The following is a 17,170-nucleotide window of genomic DNA, read 5'->3' as shown; positions in this document are numbered from 1 at the left end:
TTTATTTCAATTTTCCAGATTCTTTCAAATATCCTTTTAGAATTACACCAAATAACACAAGCCAAATTAAGCGATATATCCAAATATTTAATTCAATACCAAAAAAATCACCTGTGTCCCCCATTCCAAAAAAACTATAAATTATGGTTATCAAGGCTATTATCAACCCGATGATAAATAATGTTTTTCTCATTGTAATCTTATTGGGAGGTTAAATTACACTTATTATAATAATTTGCTATTTCTTACAAGTCTATTGCTCTAAATTAATTGGTATCAGCTTAGGCGAGTTGGGTTTATGTTTAACCCGAAGGAAAATTGTAGATTTTTAAATAGTTCGGAAAGATTTTTACCAAAAAAATCCCCAACTATCTTATTTTTAAATAGTTGAGGATTTGTAAAGTACTCGAGGTGGGAATCGAACCCACACTCCAAAGGAACTGGATTTTGAATCCAGCGCGTCTACCAGTTCCGCCACTCGAGCATGAAAAATTTTGAACGGGTTGCAAAGCTAAAAAATAATTTCATTTCAAAAACTAAAATTCATACAATTATCCTTTAGCAACCGAGATTAATTTTTAAATTTGCACCTCTTTTAACAAAAAGAAGTTAAAAGGCTTAAAAATAAAAGTTTAGCATGCCGTATCAAGTTCCAGAACCTAAAATTTTTGCTTGTACCCAGAGTACCGCTTTGGGCGAAAAAATTGCGGCTTCTTATGGTGCAGAGCTTGGTAAAGTAAAATTTTCAAGATATAGTGATGGCGAATTTCAACCATCATTTGAAGAGTCTATTCGTGGTGCGCGTATTTTCATTATTGGTTCTACCAACCCGAGTTCTGAAAATTTAATGGAAATGTTGCTCATGATTGATGCTGCTAAAAGAGCTTCAGCAAGGCACATAACAGCGGTTATGCCCTACTTTGGTTGGGCTAGACAAGACCGAAAAGATAAACCAAGAGTACCTATTGCTGCGAAATTGGTGGCAAAAATGCTAGAAGCTGCCGGGGCTACAAGAATCATTACCATGGATCTGCATGCAGATCAAATTCAAGGGTTTTTTGAAAAACCAGTAGATCATTTATTCGCTTCCACATTATTTTTGCCGTACTTAAAAGAATTAGGCCTAGATAACTTATGTGTTGCTTCGCCTGATATGGGTGGTTCAAAAAGAGCCTATGCCTATTCAAAAGCCTTAGAATGTGATGTGGTTATTTGTTACAAACAACGTGCTAAAGCCAATGTGATATCACATATGGAGCTTATTGGTGATGTGACGGGCAAAAATGTAGTTCTTGTAGATGATATGGTGGATACCGCAGGTACCTTAACCAGAGCGGCTGATTTAATGATGGAAAGAGGCGCTTTAAGTGTTAGAGCAATTACCACACATGGTTTGTTATCTGGCAATGCTTATGAAAGAATTGAAAACTCACTTTTAAAAGAATTAATCATAACCGATTCCATACCAAGTGAAGTAAAGAGTGATAAAGTTAAAGTTTTGAGCTGTGCAGATTTGTTTTCAGATGTAATGAATCGAGTGCACCACAATACTTCAATATCATCAAAATTTTTAATGTAAAGGCAGACCCATCCCTTAACATTTAGGGGCGCCAATAACGGGTAAATAAAGAATTATTAATATTTAATTTATATAATGAAGTCAATTACTATCAAAGGATCCCAAAGAGAAAGCGTGGGCAAGGTTTCTACCAAAGCTCTACGTAATGCTGGAAAGGTCCCTTGCGTGATATACGGAGGGGAAAAACCATTACACTTTTCAGCTGATGAACTAGCGTTCAAAAAATTAGTGTACACCCCTAACGCATATACTGCTGTAATTGAGTTAGACGGTGGTGAAACATTGAAAGCTGTATTACAAGACATTCAATTTCACCCAGTAACTGATAAAATTTTGCATATTGATTTTTATCAATTATTTGCAGATAAAGCGGTTACAATGAACATTCCTGTTCGTTTAGAAGGAAATTCACCAGGAGTAAGAAACGGTGGTCGCTTATTATTTAGAAAAAGAAAACTTTCTATTAAAGCCTTACCAGACCTTTTACCTGATTTTATCACGATTGATATTTCAACACTTAAAATCGGTCAAACGATTGCAGTTGAAACCTTGTTAAACGATGATTTTACAATTCTTCACCCAGACAGTACAGCTGTTGTTCAAGTTAAAGCATCTCGTAATGCAATTGAAGATGAAGAAGATGAAGAAGGAGAAGAAGGAGCTGAAGGTGGTGATGCGCCAGCAGAAGCACCGGCTGCAGAAGGAGCTGAATAAATTTAGTTTACTGAAAAAAGAAGCATTCATGATCAAGTTGAAAGACTTGATTTTGAATGCTTTTGTATTTTTGAAGAAATTCAACTTCCATGTTAAAATGGCTCTCATCCATTTTTAAATCGAAAAGTGAAATTCTGAGCGAAACAGATATCATGAAAAAGTTTTTAGTCGTCGGATTAGGTAATATTGGAGCGAAGTATGAAAACACACGCCATAATATTGGCTTTAAAGTGTTAGATGAGCTTTCTAAAAGCCAAGAGTTCACTTTTGAAGACGCAAAATTGGGAGCAATTGCCAGCTTTAAATATAAAGGCAAAAGTATCTTATGTTTAAAACCAGCTACCTACATGAATTTAAGTGGCAAGGCGGTGCGGTATTGGATGGAAAAAGAAAATATTCCTTTAGAGAACGTGTTGATTATCACCGATGATATTAACCTCAGCTTTGGAACAATTAGACTAAAGACTAAGGGTAGTGATGGTGGTCATAATGGACTCAAAGACATTCAAAACACCCTACAAACTGCTACATACAATCGTTTCAGGTTTGGTGTTGGTGCAGATTTTGGAAAAGGAAGACAGGTAGATTTTGTTTTAGGTGAGTGGAATGATGATGAAATGCAGCAAATGCCGGAGCGACTCAAAAAAGCGACAGCGCTTATACTTTCCTTTATTTTTGCTGGAGTTAAGAATACCATGAACCAATTTAATGGCACGTAGGGCTACAATACTTTGAAATCAAAGACTCCAGAATCTGAGGTATTGCCTTCATTATCTGTCGTGATAATTTTCCAATAATACGTTGTCTCAGAAATAACGCTTACTGTTCTTTCTTCTATTTCGTTAGTTAAGGTTAAAGATTCTGTTGGTGGGTTTTGCTCTGAAAAGAAGACCTCATACTGTACGATATTATCTTCAACATCTCCTCCTAGCCATTTTAAAACAACTTCATTAGTCGAGTTCATTAAAACGGTAGAACCAGGTTTAGGCGTTATCACCTGTGCTGGAAAAGGAGCATATGTGGTTTGCGAGCCCGCATTATAAAACAACCAATTATCGCTTGTTGCAGAAATATCAGATTTATTATTGGACGAGGTTACAGACCAAGAAAAAGGAGCTCCTTTTTCAATTGAAAGGGCAACCGAAGTAGAAGCAGATGTTATTGCCTGTGGGGTATTTGTGTTTAGGTTAATTACCGTTAGGGTAAATAAATCAACATTTTTGGCTGGCATCCATTCAAAAGTTACCTGGCTTAAATCTTCATTTATACTCACTCCAGTCGTGCACTCTGAACTTTCTAAAGGAAACAAAAGCGTAGCCCCTTCTGGTGGCGGAGGTGGACCGTCATCATTGCTACAGCCAACTGCCATTACAAAAACCCATAAGTATAAAAACTTTTTCATCGCTTTATAACCTTATACGTATAACGCACATTATTTGAAGTTAATACGGCATAATACAGTCCATTTGGCAAATAAGAGAGATTAACGTTTAATTCTTTGCCTTTTTGCTCATAAGTTTTGCTAAAAATTAATTGTCCGTTTAGGGCAAAAACCTCAAAGAATGCCTTTTGGTCATTACCATTACCCTGAATGGTGACATATTCATCAACCGGATTAGGAAAAAGTATCGGTTTCTCAGCAACGATTATTTGTTCTTCATAAACGCCTTGACAAGGCAAGGAAGTAAAAACCTTCAAGGTGTTATTCCCGTTAATTAAATCGACCGTTATAGTGTTTTCAATAGTCTGTACGGCTACCCCATTGACTTCAACAGTATAAAACTCAGACCCAGATAAATCAATCTGAAGACTTTGTGAATCAGGTAATATTTCAGTTAATACCTCCAATATTTGAGGCTCTACTATGACTACTTCAAAACATTGTGCTCTATAGGTGATAGCCTCGTCGCTACCATCTACACAAAGGGTATAAATACCAGAAGAAAGGCCTTGAAAAGAATGATTGTTTGTAAAATCAACAATTAAATCTACCCCATTACCTGATAAACTTGCGGTATAATTTATGGCCGTGTCAACTACTTCAATTTGAATACTACCATCATTATTTGTAATACATGATTCACTCTGTATCGCAATATTAAAATTGTTCTGCGCGAAATCATTTAAAGGACAACCAGAGGTGTCCACTTTTATGCCTTTTGGTGTACCTAAACATAAATCATCACCATCATCAAATACCCCATCTTCATCCTCATCAGGTCTAAACAAACCTTCTACACAAACATCAAGTGAAAATGATTCTAGAGCACCACCATCAGAAGCAGCGGTATCTTCAATGGTTAATATCCAATCACCTAAAAGTGACTCTCCATTAAAAGATGATAAAGAACCCAAGGGTCTTATTGTCCCTTCTAAAGCAGGATTACCGCTACAATTAATCGGTACCCCATCATCATCAAAAATGACATTCATATTATTTAAGCTTCCGCATGACTTGGAAGTTAATACGACAGTACTGCCTAATGGCGAGGTTAAACTAATGATAAGGTCTTCTAAATAGGTATGAGAAACTTCAAGGTTTACATTGATGTCTGAAACCCTTAAATCTTCAACAAAACTAATTTTTGAAGTTATGGTCGAAGGAGTCTCAACTACTATTTCAACTGGTTGTTCATCAGTATCAAAAGCTTTACAATCAATAACAGATGTTGTGAAAGTAAAGGCCGGGCTAAAAACTCCTTGTCCACAGTCATTTATGGGTCGAACACGCCAAAAATAAGTTGTTTCCGATGCTAGATTAGAACTTTCAAAAGTAGCAAAAGTCACTACCGCAGTTTCCACAATTGTTGTGAACAAATCATCAGATGCTATTTGAATTTCGTATTGCTTGGCATTTTCATCTTCAATCCATGAAAAGTCTGGATTTACAAAAGTTGCAGTGGCTTCATTTAAGGGTGAGGTTAAAGTCACTGTTTCAAAATTATTTTCAAAAACACTTAGGGTAATGCTCGTACTGCTGCTAAAACTTGGTGCAGTAGCAATGATTTCAATTGGGTATGCGCCTGAATCTAACGACGCAATATTTGTGATGTCTAAGGTTACCGGAGTGGCATTTGCTGAAGCTTGAATTGGCGAAAAAATCGAAGTTAGCCCATCTGGTACATTGGCACTAAAACTAACTGTTTCGGCAAAGCCATTAAAAGTCTCAAAGGTGAAGGGAATTTGTAAATTATCTGGTGTACAGACCTCAAAAACCAAGTTATCAAAATTCAAAACTACGGCAGACGAAGAAATCGTAAAATCAACAGTATTGAGTGCAAAAAAAACGTTGTCACTAGCTTTCACCATTATTCGTGCACTGTTCGTCGCTTCACCCGGAATTTGAATTTGTGCCGAACCATTATTAGGTATATCATCTGCGACCAAGAATGGAAAATTAAATCCACCATCTATAGATACATAAATATCAACCAAAGTGGTATTGATTTCGGTACCATTAGTATTTGCTACTTCCCATGTAACCTCTTGAATACTACCAGCATCATAAACCTCACTTGCATTTTGTGAAGTAACCACAAAAGGGCCAGCATCATTAACAACACTAACGGTTACCATGTCAGAACTTGTTTGACCAACTTCTGAAGAATTGTCTCTTACTGTAAGCGCGAAGTTTAAATCGCGCTCAATATTTGATATGGTTTCCCAGGCATCATTTATATCCGGATTTGACTGCTCTAATTGGTTATTGACCACCCGAGATAGCCGAGGAAAATACCTATCAGAACTTGTTGATGGTGGTAATGATCTAAAGTTTGCACCAACCACATTATCAGGACCAAAAGTCGTTGTGGTGACAACTCCATCATCTACTTGCTCCCAAGTAAAAGTTAATACATCATTACTATCTGCATCACTCGCATTACCAGAAAGTACAAAAGGCGTTCCTTTGGGTATTTTAAAATTACCAATTGGTGTAATTATGGGTGGCTCGTTGCTTAACGAGGTGGTAACTGCGCAGGAGGTTGTCTGCAAAAAACTAGCTATTTGTACAATACTGTTGTGATGAAAATAATCATCTCCATTGCCAGCAACATTGTTTCCATCCACAATCCCCGCATAACCCATAATAGTTGTACCACTAGCAGGTTCAGCTTGTACCCCGGTATTTTCCGACTCAAAAGACCAAGTATGGTTAGCTCCAAATTGGTGCCCAAGTTCATGCGCCACATAATCTAAATCAAAAGCATCTCCTTCAGGCACTAAGGCCGATGAAAAAGCACTTCCTTTTCTATTATTAGCGCATACAGAGCCAATAAACCCGGCATTTCCATTGTCATTATCTTTATGAAATAGATGACCTACATCATAATTATTTTCACCGATTCTTGTAGTCAAAACATTTTGAACCTGAGCATTAAGGCTATTGGTATATGGATCTGTAGATGGGTCGGTGTAAATCACCCGATCGTTATTAGCAATTAATTCTAATCGTACTCCTAAATCAGTTTCAAAGACCTCATTAATTCTTGTTAAAGTAGCATTAATAGCAGCTAAAGCATCTGAAGTTGCGCCCCCATGATACGCGGTATACTCACCTGTTGCTGATACCGCAATCCTAAATGTTCTTAAAGTTTGATCGTCAATTAAAATCCCTTTTTTAGTTTTATTTTGAGCACGTCTTAAATCTTCGGTTTTACATTCAAAAGAAGATTTATGAAGGGAGTTTTTAAAGACCTTGTAGGGCTTTTTTCCTTTGGAAACTTTCTCAATAAAAACTGATTCACCTTTAGCATGATCGACAAACATGACTTGTAAGCCATGATGTGAAATACTAAATACAACTTTTCTATCTCGCGCCTTATTCCACCCTACGAAAGATTTAATATGCGGATATTTAGCGGAAAGGTCAGGGTGAAAAATAGCTTTTTCTTGAATCTTGAAAGACTCTAAATTCCCTTTCATATTTGGAAAATAGACTGTTTGAGCATCCGCAAAAAGAGCTTTATTAAAAAGGGTGTTATTTAATTCAAATTCTAAATTTTTATTAATTGTATCTGAAACGGTGGCCTGAGTAGAAGAAATAACAGGCTTCCAATATTCGTTTTGCGAGAATCCGTAAAACCAGCTAAAAAATATGGTTATTGATAAAACAAGATGTAATTTAGCTTTCATCCAAAAATGGGGGTGCCTATTTTCAAAAGTACGCCTTTTTTATTTTTTTGCATAGTGGAAACAATCCAAGGAATTTCTGAATTCAAATCATCAAAACCTACCATAATCACCATTGGCACTTTTGATGGTGTTCATATTGGTCATAACAAGATATTAGAACGTCTCATAAATAATGCCAAACAATCAGATTTGAATTCGGCGGTACTTACCTTTTTTCCGCATCCGAGAATGGTTTTACAAAAAGATGCAGACATCAAATTGTTAAATACCCTTGAGGAAAAAAAGCAAATATTAGAGCATATTGGCTTAGATTATTTGATAGTACATCCATTTACAACAAGCTTCTCTCGTTTGTCGGCCTTAGAATTTGTACGCGATATTCTTGTGAATCAACTCAAGGTAAAAAAAGTAATCATAGGGTATGACCATCGTTTTGGCAGAAACAGAAATGCCAATATCAATGATTTGATTAGTTACGGTAATACTTTTGACTTTGAAGTTGAGCAAATACCTGTTCAAGAGATTGATGAAGTTTCTGTAAGCTCTACTAAGATTAGAAAAGCACTTTTAGCAGGTGATATTGAGTCCGCCAATGCCTATTTAGGATATGAGTATATGCTTACAGGGGCTATTAAAAAAGGCAAAGGTTTAGGAAAACAAATTGGCTTTCCGACTGCGAATTTAGATATAGATGAAACCTATAAGCTAATACCTGATAATGGGGTTTATATCGTTAAAAGTTTTATGGACCATAAGACAGTTTATGGGATGATGAATATTGGTTTTAACCCCACCGTTTCAGGTAAAGAAAAGAGTATAGAAATCCATTTTTTTGATTTAAATGAAGATTTGTACTATAAAAAAGTACAAGTCTTTTTACTCAAAAAAATAAGGGATGAACACAAATTTGAATCTATTGAGTACTTAAGTGCGCAATTAGAAAAGGATAAAATAACCTCACTAGATTTCATATCGCAGCTATGATGAAACAATTTTTATTTAAAAAAATTGATAATTCACAGTTACTGGTGTTTCGAGTTTTTTATGGCATCCTAGTTTGTGCAGAATGCTTTGGAGCTGTAGCAACAGGTTGGGTAAGACGAACTTTAGTTGAACCTAAATTCACTTTTAATTTTATTGGTTTTGAATGGCTGCAACCCTTACCGGGTAATGGAATGTACATTTATTTTCTAGTCATGGGGGTTTTAGGTGTTCTAATTACTATTGGTTATAAATATCGTTTTAGTGCATTTGCTTTTGCATTCATGTGGTCAGGTGTTTACCTCATGCAGAAGACTTCATACAACAACCACTACTACCTTTTAATGCTTTTGGCTTTTATCATGGGGCTTTTTCCTGCCAATAAAAGCTTATCTGTTGATGCGTATTTGAAACCGGAATTAAAAAGAAATTCCATGTATAATTATTTTAGATGGATAATTATCGCTCAACTTTTTATCGTCTATACCTACGCATCTATTGCAAAACTATATGGTGATTGGTTAGACTTTAGCATTATCGATATTTTGATGAGAAGTAAGAAAGACTATTTTTTAATTGGTGAATTACTTCAAGAAAAATGGGTTCATAAAATTGTAGGTTTCTTTGGTATTCTCTTCGACCTATTGGTAGTTCCGGCATTACTCTGGAAACCTACCCGAAAAGTGGCTTTTGTATTATCCATCTTTTTTCATCTGTTTAATAGTTTTGTATTCCAAATAGGAATCTTCCCTTACTTATCTCTAGCCTTTTGCGTGTTCTTTTTTGAACCAAAAACAATTCGAAATATTTTTCTAAGAACCAAGACAACAATTACTGTTGAAGAAAATACTACACCAAAGCATCAACAACTAATAACTATACTTCTAGGAGTCTATTTTATTATTCAAATCCTATTACCCTTAAGGCATTACGCTTTTAAAGGTGATGTTCTTTGGACTGAAGAGGGGCATCGACTAAGTTGGCGTATGATGTTAAGAAGTAGGTCTGGGACAAGTCACTTTCAGGTTATTAATAAAACGACTAATGACACCATAAGAATTAAATTAAAAGACTACTTAACAAAAAAACAACAAAGAAAAGTCGGTTGTTATCCTGATTTTACTTGGCAGTTTGCTCAACGTCTAAAAACAGAGTATCAACAAAAGGGAGAAGACATTAGCATTTTTGTAAGATCAAAAGTACAGGTTAATAAAGGTAAACTACAGCCCTTAATTGATCCAGAAGTTGACTTGGCAACTGCCGAATGGAAACATTTTTCGCACAACGATTGGATTTTACTTCAAGAATAAAGCATAAATCTTAGTTGCTTAATCTTCAAAAAATTAAATTTGCCAAAGCAAAACGAAATTATGCTTCAGTTACAAAAGATTCGAGAAGAAAAAGATGCTTATATCAATGCTTTGAAAAAAAGAAATATTGATGCGAAGCCATTATTTGATGAGATTATTGCTTTAGATGAAAAAAGAAGAGCTACTCAAACCGAATTAGACAATACCCTTGCAGAATCAAATAAGCTTTCTAAAGAGATAGGTATGCTCTTTAAATCTGGTAAAGCTACCGAAGCAAATGAATTAAAGGTAAAAACTGGGGATTTAAAAGAAGCTTCTAAAAGATTAGGTGACGACCTTAATGAAGTGGCCGAAAAACTACAACAGCAGCTCTATCAAATTCCAAATATTCCGCACGAATCTGTGCCTTCTGGTACTACTGATGAAGATAATGAAGAAGTTTTCCGCGAAGGTCAAATTCCAGAATTAATAGAAGGTGCCCTGCCCCACTGGGAACTTGCGAAGAAATATGATATTATCGATTTTGAACTGGGTGTTAAAGTAACAGGTGCTGGTTTTCCTATATACAAGGGTAAAGGTGCACGATTACAAAGAGCTTTAATTGCCTATTTTCTAGATAAAAATACTGAAGCCGGCTATACAGAAATTCAAGTTCCACATTTAGTCAACGAAGCATCAGGTTATGGCACTGGGCAGTTACCCGATAAAGAAGGGCAAATGTACCATATACAAGCAGATGATTTATACCTTATTCCAACAGCTGAAGTGCCCGTTACCAATATTTTTCGTGATGAAATTGTAAAAAAGGAAGATTTTCCAATCACGTATACTGGTTACACGCCTTGTTTTCGTCGTGAAGCAGGAAGTTATGGTGCCCATGTTCGTGGACTCAATCGATTACATCAATTTGATAAGGTAGAAATTGTCCGTGTAGAGCACCCTAAAAACTCATATGAAGCACTAAATGGCATGGTAGAACATGTAAAAACTATTTTAAAAGAATTAAAACTACCCTATCGTATTCTTCGTTTATGTGGCGGTGATTTAGGGTTCACAGCAGCAATTACTTATGATTTTGAAGTGTTCTCAACAGCTCAAGATCGTTGGTTAGAAATTAGCTCAGTTTCAAATTTTGAAACTTATCAAGCCAATCGCTTAAAATTGCGATTTAAAGATGAAAATGGTAAGAACCAATTAGCACATACTTTAAATGGAAGTTCTTTGGCACTACCCCGCGTTCTTGCAGGAATTTTAGAGAATTATCAAACTAAAGAAGGAATTCAAATTCCGGAAGTATTGATCCCTTATTGTGGGTTTGATAGTATTGGTTAATTCTTTTTCAGATTCACTTAACATATTTATGCCTTTTTCTGCGTTATATTTGAGTAATGCGCTATCGAATAGTACTAATTTTTTACTTCATATTACAAACAGCTTGTTTTGCTCAAGAAGATTTTTTAGCCAAACAATACTTTAACGATGGTGAGTTTGAAAAAGCAGTTGTTTATTACGAAAAATTAGTAGATAAAAACCCCCGTAGAACCGATTATTCAGAAGGCCTAATTGCTTGTTATCAGCAATTAGAAAGATATCAAGATGCTGAAATTTTTCTGCTAGAGAAAATTTCTGAAAGCTATACTTTTCCGACATTCTTTATTGAACTAGGATACAATTACACCCTTCAAAAACAACCTGAAAAAGCCCAAGAATACTATCAAAAAGCCATTCAAAAAATTGATGAAAATCCCAATTTCGGTTATGGTCTAGGATATCGTTTTCAAAAATATGCTTTGCTTGATGAAGCCATTGCTGCGTATACCAAAGCTATGGCCCTTAAGCCTGAATTAAATTATGATTTTCAATTAGCTCGTATTTATGGCGAACAGGGTAATATTGACAAAATGTATGAGTCTTACCTCAGATTAATTTATGAGGGCAAAACCGCTCGTTCTAATGTGCTTAGAAATATTGATGACTTTTTAACTGAAGAATCCACCAATGAAAACAATATTAAGCTTAGAAGAATTCTTCTTCAGAATGCACAAAAAAACCCTGATGTACTATGGAATGAGCTCTTGAGTTGGCTATTTGTGCAGCAAAATCAATTCAATAGTGCTCTAGCCCAAGAAAAAGCCATTTTCAAAAGAAATAACAACGGCTCTTTGGATCGTTTACAAAGCTTAGGTGAAATCGCATTAGAAAATAAAGACCTTGACACCGCTATTGATGCTTTTGAGTTTATGGTTTCAAATGCGACCAACCCAGGAACTAAACTCAACGCTCAATTAAATCTTATAGATATTGAGCTTATTAACCCCAATCCAAAAAAATTAATTGCCATTGAAAAACAGTTTGTTAAACTACTTGATGAGTATGGCTATCAAAACAGAACTTTACAACTGCAAATTGCTTACGCTAACTTTTTAACTTTTAGGAAAGAAAACCCAGAGCCGGCTATTCAAATGCTCAAGAAAAGTTTGAAAGAGCCTTTGGGTCGGTTTGGAGAAGCATACATAAAATTAGCTCTAGGTGACATTTTGGTTTTTGATCAGCGCTTTAATGAAGCCCTTATTTATTTTTCACAAATTCAGAAAAAACTTAAAAATGATGTTTTAGGTCAAGATGCTCGTTTTAAGGTTGCACAAACGAGTTTCTATAAAGGTGATTTCGATTGGGCTTTAACCCAGTTAAAAGTTTTAAGAGGCTCAACATCACAGCTAATCGCTAATGATGCTATGCAATTAAGCCTGCTGATTTCTGATAATTCTTTAGAAGATTCTACTCAAACTGCGTTAAAAAAATATGCCCGGGCCGATTTATTGGCATATCAAAAGAAAACGACAGCTGCTATTAGTTCTTTAGAAGATATTTTAAGCAATCATAAAGGTGAAAAAATTGAAGATGAAGCGCTCTTAAAACAAGCAAAATTACTTGAAGAACAAAACGATTTTGAAAAAGCACGTTTCAATTATCAAAAAATAATTGAATTTTATAGCACCGACATTCTTGCCGATGATGCTTATTTTGCCTTGGCAAAGTTATATGAGAATGTTTTTAACGAGCCTGATAAAGCTCAATTAAACTACGAGAAAATTATTTATAATTATCAAGACAGCTATTTTTACCCACAAGCGCGTAAAAATTTTAGAAAACTCCGAGGAGATTTAATAAATTAAGTAGTATTATTGAAGGTATTTATCTCTCCCCCATAATCACTTTGTTTTGTTTAGAATTTTTGCCCATGATTATATATAATGTGACCATCAATATTGACGATTCGGTACATGATGACTGGTTAAACTGGATGAAAAATGAGCATATCCCAGAGATGTTAGCTACCAAAAAGTTTTTAACTGCAAAAATGTGCAAGGTCATGATTGAAGAAGAAATGGGCGGCTCTACCTATTCTGTGCAGTATCAAACGGACAGTAAAGCAACTTTAAATTCTTATTACGCAGAATACGCAAATCAGATGCGTTCAAAGGGAAATCAACGTTTCCCGAATAAATTTGTAGCTTTTAGAACAGAATTAGAAATTATAAGTGAACAGACATCTTGAAAACAACTCAGCAATTATTTTCATACGGTTCTTTGCAAGAAAAAGAAGTTCAGTTATCAATTATTGAACGGCAACTCAAGGGGGTTTCAGATACTCTTCAGGGCTATAAAAAATATGATAAAAAACTCATAGGCAAATACCCAATTATTAAGAAATCGAGCACTCTAAATGATATTGTAAAAGGTACCTTATATCAAGTTTCTAACTTAGAATTGTATAAGATTGATATTTATGAATCTTTAGCCTATTCAAGAATAGCCGTGGTATTAAACTCCGGAGTAAAAGCCTGGGTTTACATTCCTAACTTCGATTGATCTTATTAACTTTAATTTAAAATACCCTCATGCCTAAAAAAGGGAAATACAAAAAGGATTTTCGTAATCAAAAGGGAACTAATAAAAGGCATGATGAGTCTCCTGTGAAAGCAAAAAAACACTTAGGTCAACACTTTCTAAAAGATGAAAAAGTTGCACAAGACATTGCTGATACGCTTTCACTTAATGGGTATTCCAATGTTATAGAAATAGGTCCTGGTACAGGGGTCTTAACTAAATATCTCTTGATGCGAGATTTAGATTTGGTAGCAATGGATCTCGACGAAGAATCTATTGTTTATTTAAATCACAGCTTTCCTTTAGAACACCCCAAGATTTTAGAGAAAAATAACAAGTTTAAAGTATTAGAAGCTGATTTTCTAAAATATGACTTACAACAACTTTATGGAAATGAACAATTTGCCATAACGGGTAATTTTCCTTACAATATATCAAGTCAGATTGTATTTAAAATGTTAGAGTTTAAAGAGCAAGTGCCTGAGTTTTCTGGCATGTTTCAGAAAGAAGTAGCTCAGCGTATTTGTGAAAAAGAAGGTAGCAAGGCTTATGGTATTTTATCAGTACTTGTACAAGCATTCTATAATGCGGAATATTTGTTTACAGTGCACCCGCAGGTGTTTGACCCACCTCCCAAGGTACAATCAGGAGTTTTACGCTTAACTAGAAAAAAAGACTTTAAAATTGATTGTGATGAAAAGTTATTTGCTAGAGTTGTAAAAACTGCTTTCAATCAAAGAAGAAAAACTCTTCGCAATAGTCTTAAGAGTTTTAATTTATCTGATAATATCAAAGAAGACAGTATATTTGACCGTCGCCCAGAACAAATGGCTGTAAATGACTTTATAGCGATTACTAAGACGATTGCAAATGACTCCGTTTAAACTCACAAACGAACTTGTAGGTGAAATTCAAATTCTGATTGAAAATCAGAATGATGCTCAACTGCGTTTGTTAATGAAAGAGTTTCATTATGCCGATGTTGCTGAAATTGCGAATGAGTTAGATGAACTTGAAGCTACTTACCTCATTAAACTTCTCGACAGTGAAAAAACGTCTGACATACTTACAGAGCTTGATGAAGATGTAAGGGAAGCTATTCTTAATAATCTTTCGCCAAAAGAAATTGCTAGTGAAATTGAAGAGTTAGATACTGATGATGCAGCTGATATTGTTGGTGAGCTTCCTACAGAATTAGTTCAAGAAGTCATTTCTGAAATAGAAGATAGGGATCACGCCAAAGATATTGTTGACCTTTTAAGATATGATGAAGATTCAGCGGGAGGATTAATGGCAAAAGAATTAGTGAAAGTACAAGAGAACTGGACGGTCACAACCTGTGTAAAAGAAATGCGGATACAGGCGGAGAATGTAACAAGAGTACACTCTATTTATGTGGTTGATACTGAAGATAAATTAAAAGGAAGACTTTCTTTAAAAGACTTATTAACTACTTCTGCCAAAGCACCAATAAAAGACATTTACATCCCTAAAGTAGATTCGGTAAATGTGAATGAAAAACCAGAAGAGGTAGCCAAAATCATGTCTAAATATGATTTAGAAGCTATACCCGTTGTTGATCAAATTGGACGTTTAGTTGGTCGAATCACGATTGATGATATTGTTGATGTTATAAAGGAAGAAGCAGATAAAGATTATCAGCTTGCCGCGGGTATTTCTCAAGATGTTGAAGCAGATGATAGCATTTGGGAACTAACTCGAGCACGATTACCATGGTTAATTCTCGGTCTTTTTGGTGGTGGTGCTGCAGCTGTTATCATGAGCGGCTTTGAAGATATGTTCAGTACATACACTGTACTATTTTTATTTACTCCACTGATAGCTGCCATGGCTGGTAATGTTGGAGTACAATCAAGCGCTATAATTGTTCAAGGTTTAGCCAATGATGATATTAAAGGTAGTATTGGAAATCGACTCATTAAAGAAATGCTTCTTGCACTGTTAAACGGGGTGATTTTGGCGGCCTTATTATTACTTTTTACTTGGATTTGGAAAGGAAGTTTTACAACTGCCCTTGCCATTTCTGTTTCTTTAATAGCGGTTATCATTGTTGCGGGATTTATAGGAACCTTTACCCCACTCTTTCTGCATAAAAGAGGTATTGACCCAGCGATTGCGACCGGGCCATTCATCACAACAAGCAATGATATTTTTGGAATTCTGATTTACTTTTGGATTGCAAAAATGATTTTAGGGATATAAGCAAAAAGTATGAAACCGATAAACCTTAAAGAAAAACACCAACTTTTTTCAAAACAATGGCATCCACATCAAATAGCTCTTGTAGATGATATGCAGGTAATCTTAGCCAAAATCCAAGGCGAATTTGTTTGGCATGCTCATGATAATGAAGACGAGCTTTTTCAAGTTTTAAAAGGCACCTTGCATATGCAATTTCGCGATAGAACAGAAATAGTAAAAGAAGGTGAAATTATCGTCGTTCCTAAAGGTGTTGAACATTGCCCATCAACAAAAGATGGCGAAGAAGTGCATCTCTTGCTCTTTGAAAAACAAAATACCGCGCATACAGGTGCTGTTAAACATGAAATGACCCAAAATCACTATCCAAAAATATAGTCGTGTTGTATCTTTGAATTTATGAAAGTACTGCACGTTGACCCTAATCATGAATTATTACAAAATCAGTTTACGGAACTTGGTTTTGAAAATCATGAAGATTTTGATTCCTCAAAAGAGGATATTGAGAGCAAAATTCATTTATATGATGGACTTATAATTCGTAGCAGATTTACTATCGATAAATCTTTCTTGGATAAGGCTACCAACCTAAAATTTATTGGTCGTGTAGGGGCTGGCCTTGAAAATATAGATTTAGCCTACGCCAGAAATAAAAATATATTTCTCGCATCAGCACCAGAAGGTAATAGAAATGCGGTAGCAGAGCATAGCTTAGGAATGCTGTTAAGTTTAATGAACAATTTAAATAAGGCTCATAAAGAAATTCGCAAAGGTAAATGGGATAGAGAAGGTAACCGCGGTTTGGAATTGGATGGTAAAACTGTCGGTATCATAGGTTACGGAAATATGGGTAAAGCTTTTGCACAAAAACTAAAAGGTTTTGATGTTGAAATCATTTGCTACGACATTGTTGGAGGAGTCGGTGATGATAATGCAAGACAAGTCGGCATTCTTGAATTACAACAAAAATCTGACATCATTAGCTTGCATGTTCCACAAACAGAACTAACTATTGGAATGGTTAATTCTGAATTTATTGATGCTTTTCAAAAACCTTTTTGGTTATTAAATACGGCCAGAGGCACATGTATTGTCACCAAAGATTTAGTTGCGGGGTTAAAATCAGAAAAAATATTGGGTGCCGGGCTAGACGTGTTGGAATATGAAAAAAAGTCTTTTGATTTTGGTGATTTTTTCATCAACAAACCCAAACCATTCAAATATTTAAGGAAAGCTGAAAACGTTTTATTAACCCCACATGTTGCGGGATGGACTGTTGAAAGTCATGAAAAACTAGCGCAAACCATAGTAGATAAAATCAAAGCTGAATTTTGCTAACTTT

General features: G+C 35.3%; 16 protein-coding genes and 1 tRNA gene. 13 read left to right on the top strand and 4 right to left on the bottom strand.

Going from position 1 to position 17,170, the window contains the following annotated elements:
- Window position 1: 1 nt before the first annotated feature.
- Both RM542_RS04385 and RM542_RS04380 read right to left on the bottom strand, forming a co-directional pair.
- Window positions 2-193 (bottom strand): hypothetical protein, encoded by a 192-nt coding sequence (locus tag RM542_RS04385; RefSeq protein WP_311384497.1) that lies wholly within the window; start codon window positions 191-193, stop codon window positions 2-4.
- Window positions 194-403: 210 nt separating this feature from the next.
- Window positions 404-484, bottom strand: a tRNA-Leu gene (locus RM542_RS04380).
- A 153-nt stretch (window positions 485-637) separates the two neighbouring features.
- Here RM542_RS04380 and RM542_RS04375 point away from each other — a divergent pair.
- From RM542_RS04375 to pth, 3 genes are all read left to right on the top strand, one after another.
- Entirely contained in the window at window positions 638-1,579 is a 942-nt protein-coding gene (locus RM542_RS04375) for a ribose-phosphate pyrophosphokinase (RefSeq protein WP_311384496.1), read from the top strand.
- 75 nt (window positions 1,580-1,654) lie between these two features.
- Window positions 1,655-2,293: a 50S ribosomal protein L25/general stress protein Ctc gene (locus RM542_RS04370; protein ID WP_311384495.1), complete on the top strand. Its 639-nt coding sequence runs from the start codon at window positions 1,655-1,657 to the stop codon at window positions 2,291-2,293.
- Between the two features lie 89 nt (window positions 2,294-2,382).
- Window positions 2,383-3,012, top strand: a complete 630-nt coding sequence (gene pth / locus RM542_RS04365; protein WP_311384494.1) for an aminoacyl-tRNA hydrolase — start codon at window positions 2,383-2,385, stop codon at window positions 3,010-3,012.
- Window positions 3,013-3,014: 2 nt separating this feature from the next.
- On the opposite strand, the gene RM542_RS04360 is transcribed toward pth, so the two are convergent.
- On the bottom strand, window positions 3,015-3,695 hold the full coding sequence (locus tag RM542_RS04360; protein WP_311384493.1) for a hypothetical protein: 681 nt from the start codon (window positions 3,693-3,695) through the stop codon (window positions 3,015-3,017).
- Window positions 3,692-7,426: a reprolysin-like metallopeptidase gene (locus RM542_RS04355; protein ID WP_311384492.1), complete on the bottom strand. Its 3,735-nt coding sequence runs from the start codon at window positions 7,424-7,426 to the stop codon at window positions 3,692-3,694. Before RM542_RS04355 ends, RM542_RS04360 begins: the two co-directional genes overlap by 4 nt.
- A 54-nt stretch (window positions 7,427-7,480) precedes the next feature.
- Between RM542_RS04355 and RM542_RS04350 the strand changes: the two genes are divergently transcribed.
- The 10 genes from RM542_RS04350 (at window position 7,481) to RM542_RS04305 (ending at window position 17,166) form a co-directional block, all read left to right on the top strand.
- Complete coding sequence (locus RM542_RS04350) at window positions 7,481-8,410, top strand: bifunctional riboflavin kinase/FAD synthetase (RefSeq protein WP_311384491.1); 930 nt, start codon at window positions 7,481-7,483, stop codon at window positions 8,408-8,410.
- The gene (locus RM542_RS04345; RefSeq protein WP_311384490.1) at window positions 8,407-9,717 is read left to right on the top strand and encodes an HTTM domain-containing protein; all 1,311 of its coding nucleotides are present in this window, start codon (window positions 8,407-8,409) and stop codon (window positions 9,715-9,717) included. Before RM542_RS04350 ends, RM542_RS04345 begins: the two co-directional genes overlap by 4 nt.
- A 60-nt stretch (window positions 9,718-9,777) precedes the next feature.
- The gene (gene serS / locus RM542_RS04340) at window positions 9,778-11,049 is read left to right on the top strand and encodes a serine--tRNA ligase (RefSeq protein ID WP_311384489.1); all 1,272 of its coding nucleotides are present in this window, start codon (window positions 9,778-9,780) and stop codon (window positions 11,047-11,049) included.
- Window positions 11,050-11,105: 56 nt separating this feature from the next.
- Entirely contained in the window at window positions 11,106-12,893 is a 1,788-nt protein-coding gene (locus RM542_RS04335; RefSeq protein WP_311384488.1) for a tetratricopeptide repeat protein, read from the top strand.
- A gap of 65 nt (window positions 12,894-12,958) precedes the next feature.
- Window positions 12,959-13,276 carry a DUF4286 family protein gene (locus RM542_RS04330; RefSeq protein ID WP_311384487.1) on the top strand — a complete coding sequence of 106 codons (318 nt, stop codon included), beginning with the start codon at window positions 12,959-12,961 and terminating at the stop codon, window positions 13,274-13,276.
- Window positions 13,273-13,590 (top strand): gamma-glutamylcyclotransferase family protein, encoded by a 318-nt coding sequence (locus tag RM542_RS04325; RefSeq protein WP_311384486.1) that lies wholly within the window; start codon window positions 13,273-13,275, stop codon window positions 13,588-13,590. The genes RM542_RS04330 and RM542_RS04325 overlap by 4 nt, the downstream gene beginning before the upstream one ends.
- 29 nt (window positions 13,591-13,619) lie before the next feature.
- Window positions 13,620-14,492: a 16S rRNA (adenine(1518)-N(6)/adenine(1519)-N(6))-dimethyltransferase RsmA gene (gene rsmA, locus RM542_RS04320; protein ID WP_311384485.1), complete on the top strand. Its 873-nt coding sequence runs from the start codon at window positions 13,620-13,622 to the stop codon at window positions 14,490-14,492.
- Window positions 14,479-15,831, top strand: a complete 1,353-nt coding sequence (mgtE, locus tag RM542_RS04315; RefSeq protein ID WP_311384484.1) for a magnesium transporter — start codon at window positions 14,479-14,481, stop codon at window positions 15,829-15,831. Before rsmA ends, mgtE begins: the two co-directional genes overlap by 14 nt.
- Window positions 15,832-15,840: 9 nt before the next feature.
- Window positions 15,841-16,206 carry a cupin domain-containing protein gene (locus RM542_RS04310; protein ID WP_311384483.1) on the top strand — a complete coding sequence of 122 codons (366 nt, stop codon included), beginning with the start codon at window positions 15,841-15,843 and terminating at the stop codon, window positions 16,204-16,206.
- A 21-nt stretch (window positions 16,207-16,227) separates the two neighbouring features.
- Window positions 16,228-17,166 (top strand): 2-hydroxyacid dehydrogenase, encoded by a 939-nt coding sequence (locus tag RM542_RS04305; RefSeq protein ID WP_311384482.1) that lies wholly within the window; start codon window positions 16,228-16,230, stop codon window positions 17,164-17,166.
- Window positions 17,167-17,170 lie beyond the last annotated feature (4 nt).

Origin of the sequence: Croceitalea sp. P059 (assembly GCF_031846365.1) — a bacterium.
GTDB lineage: Bacteria > Bacteroidota > Bacteroidia > Flavobacteriales > Flavobacteriaceae > Croceitalea > Croceitalea vernalis.
The sequence above is the reverse complement of the archived record's forward strand: the minus strand, read 5'-3'. Positions and strand labels throughout refer to the sequence as shown.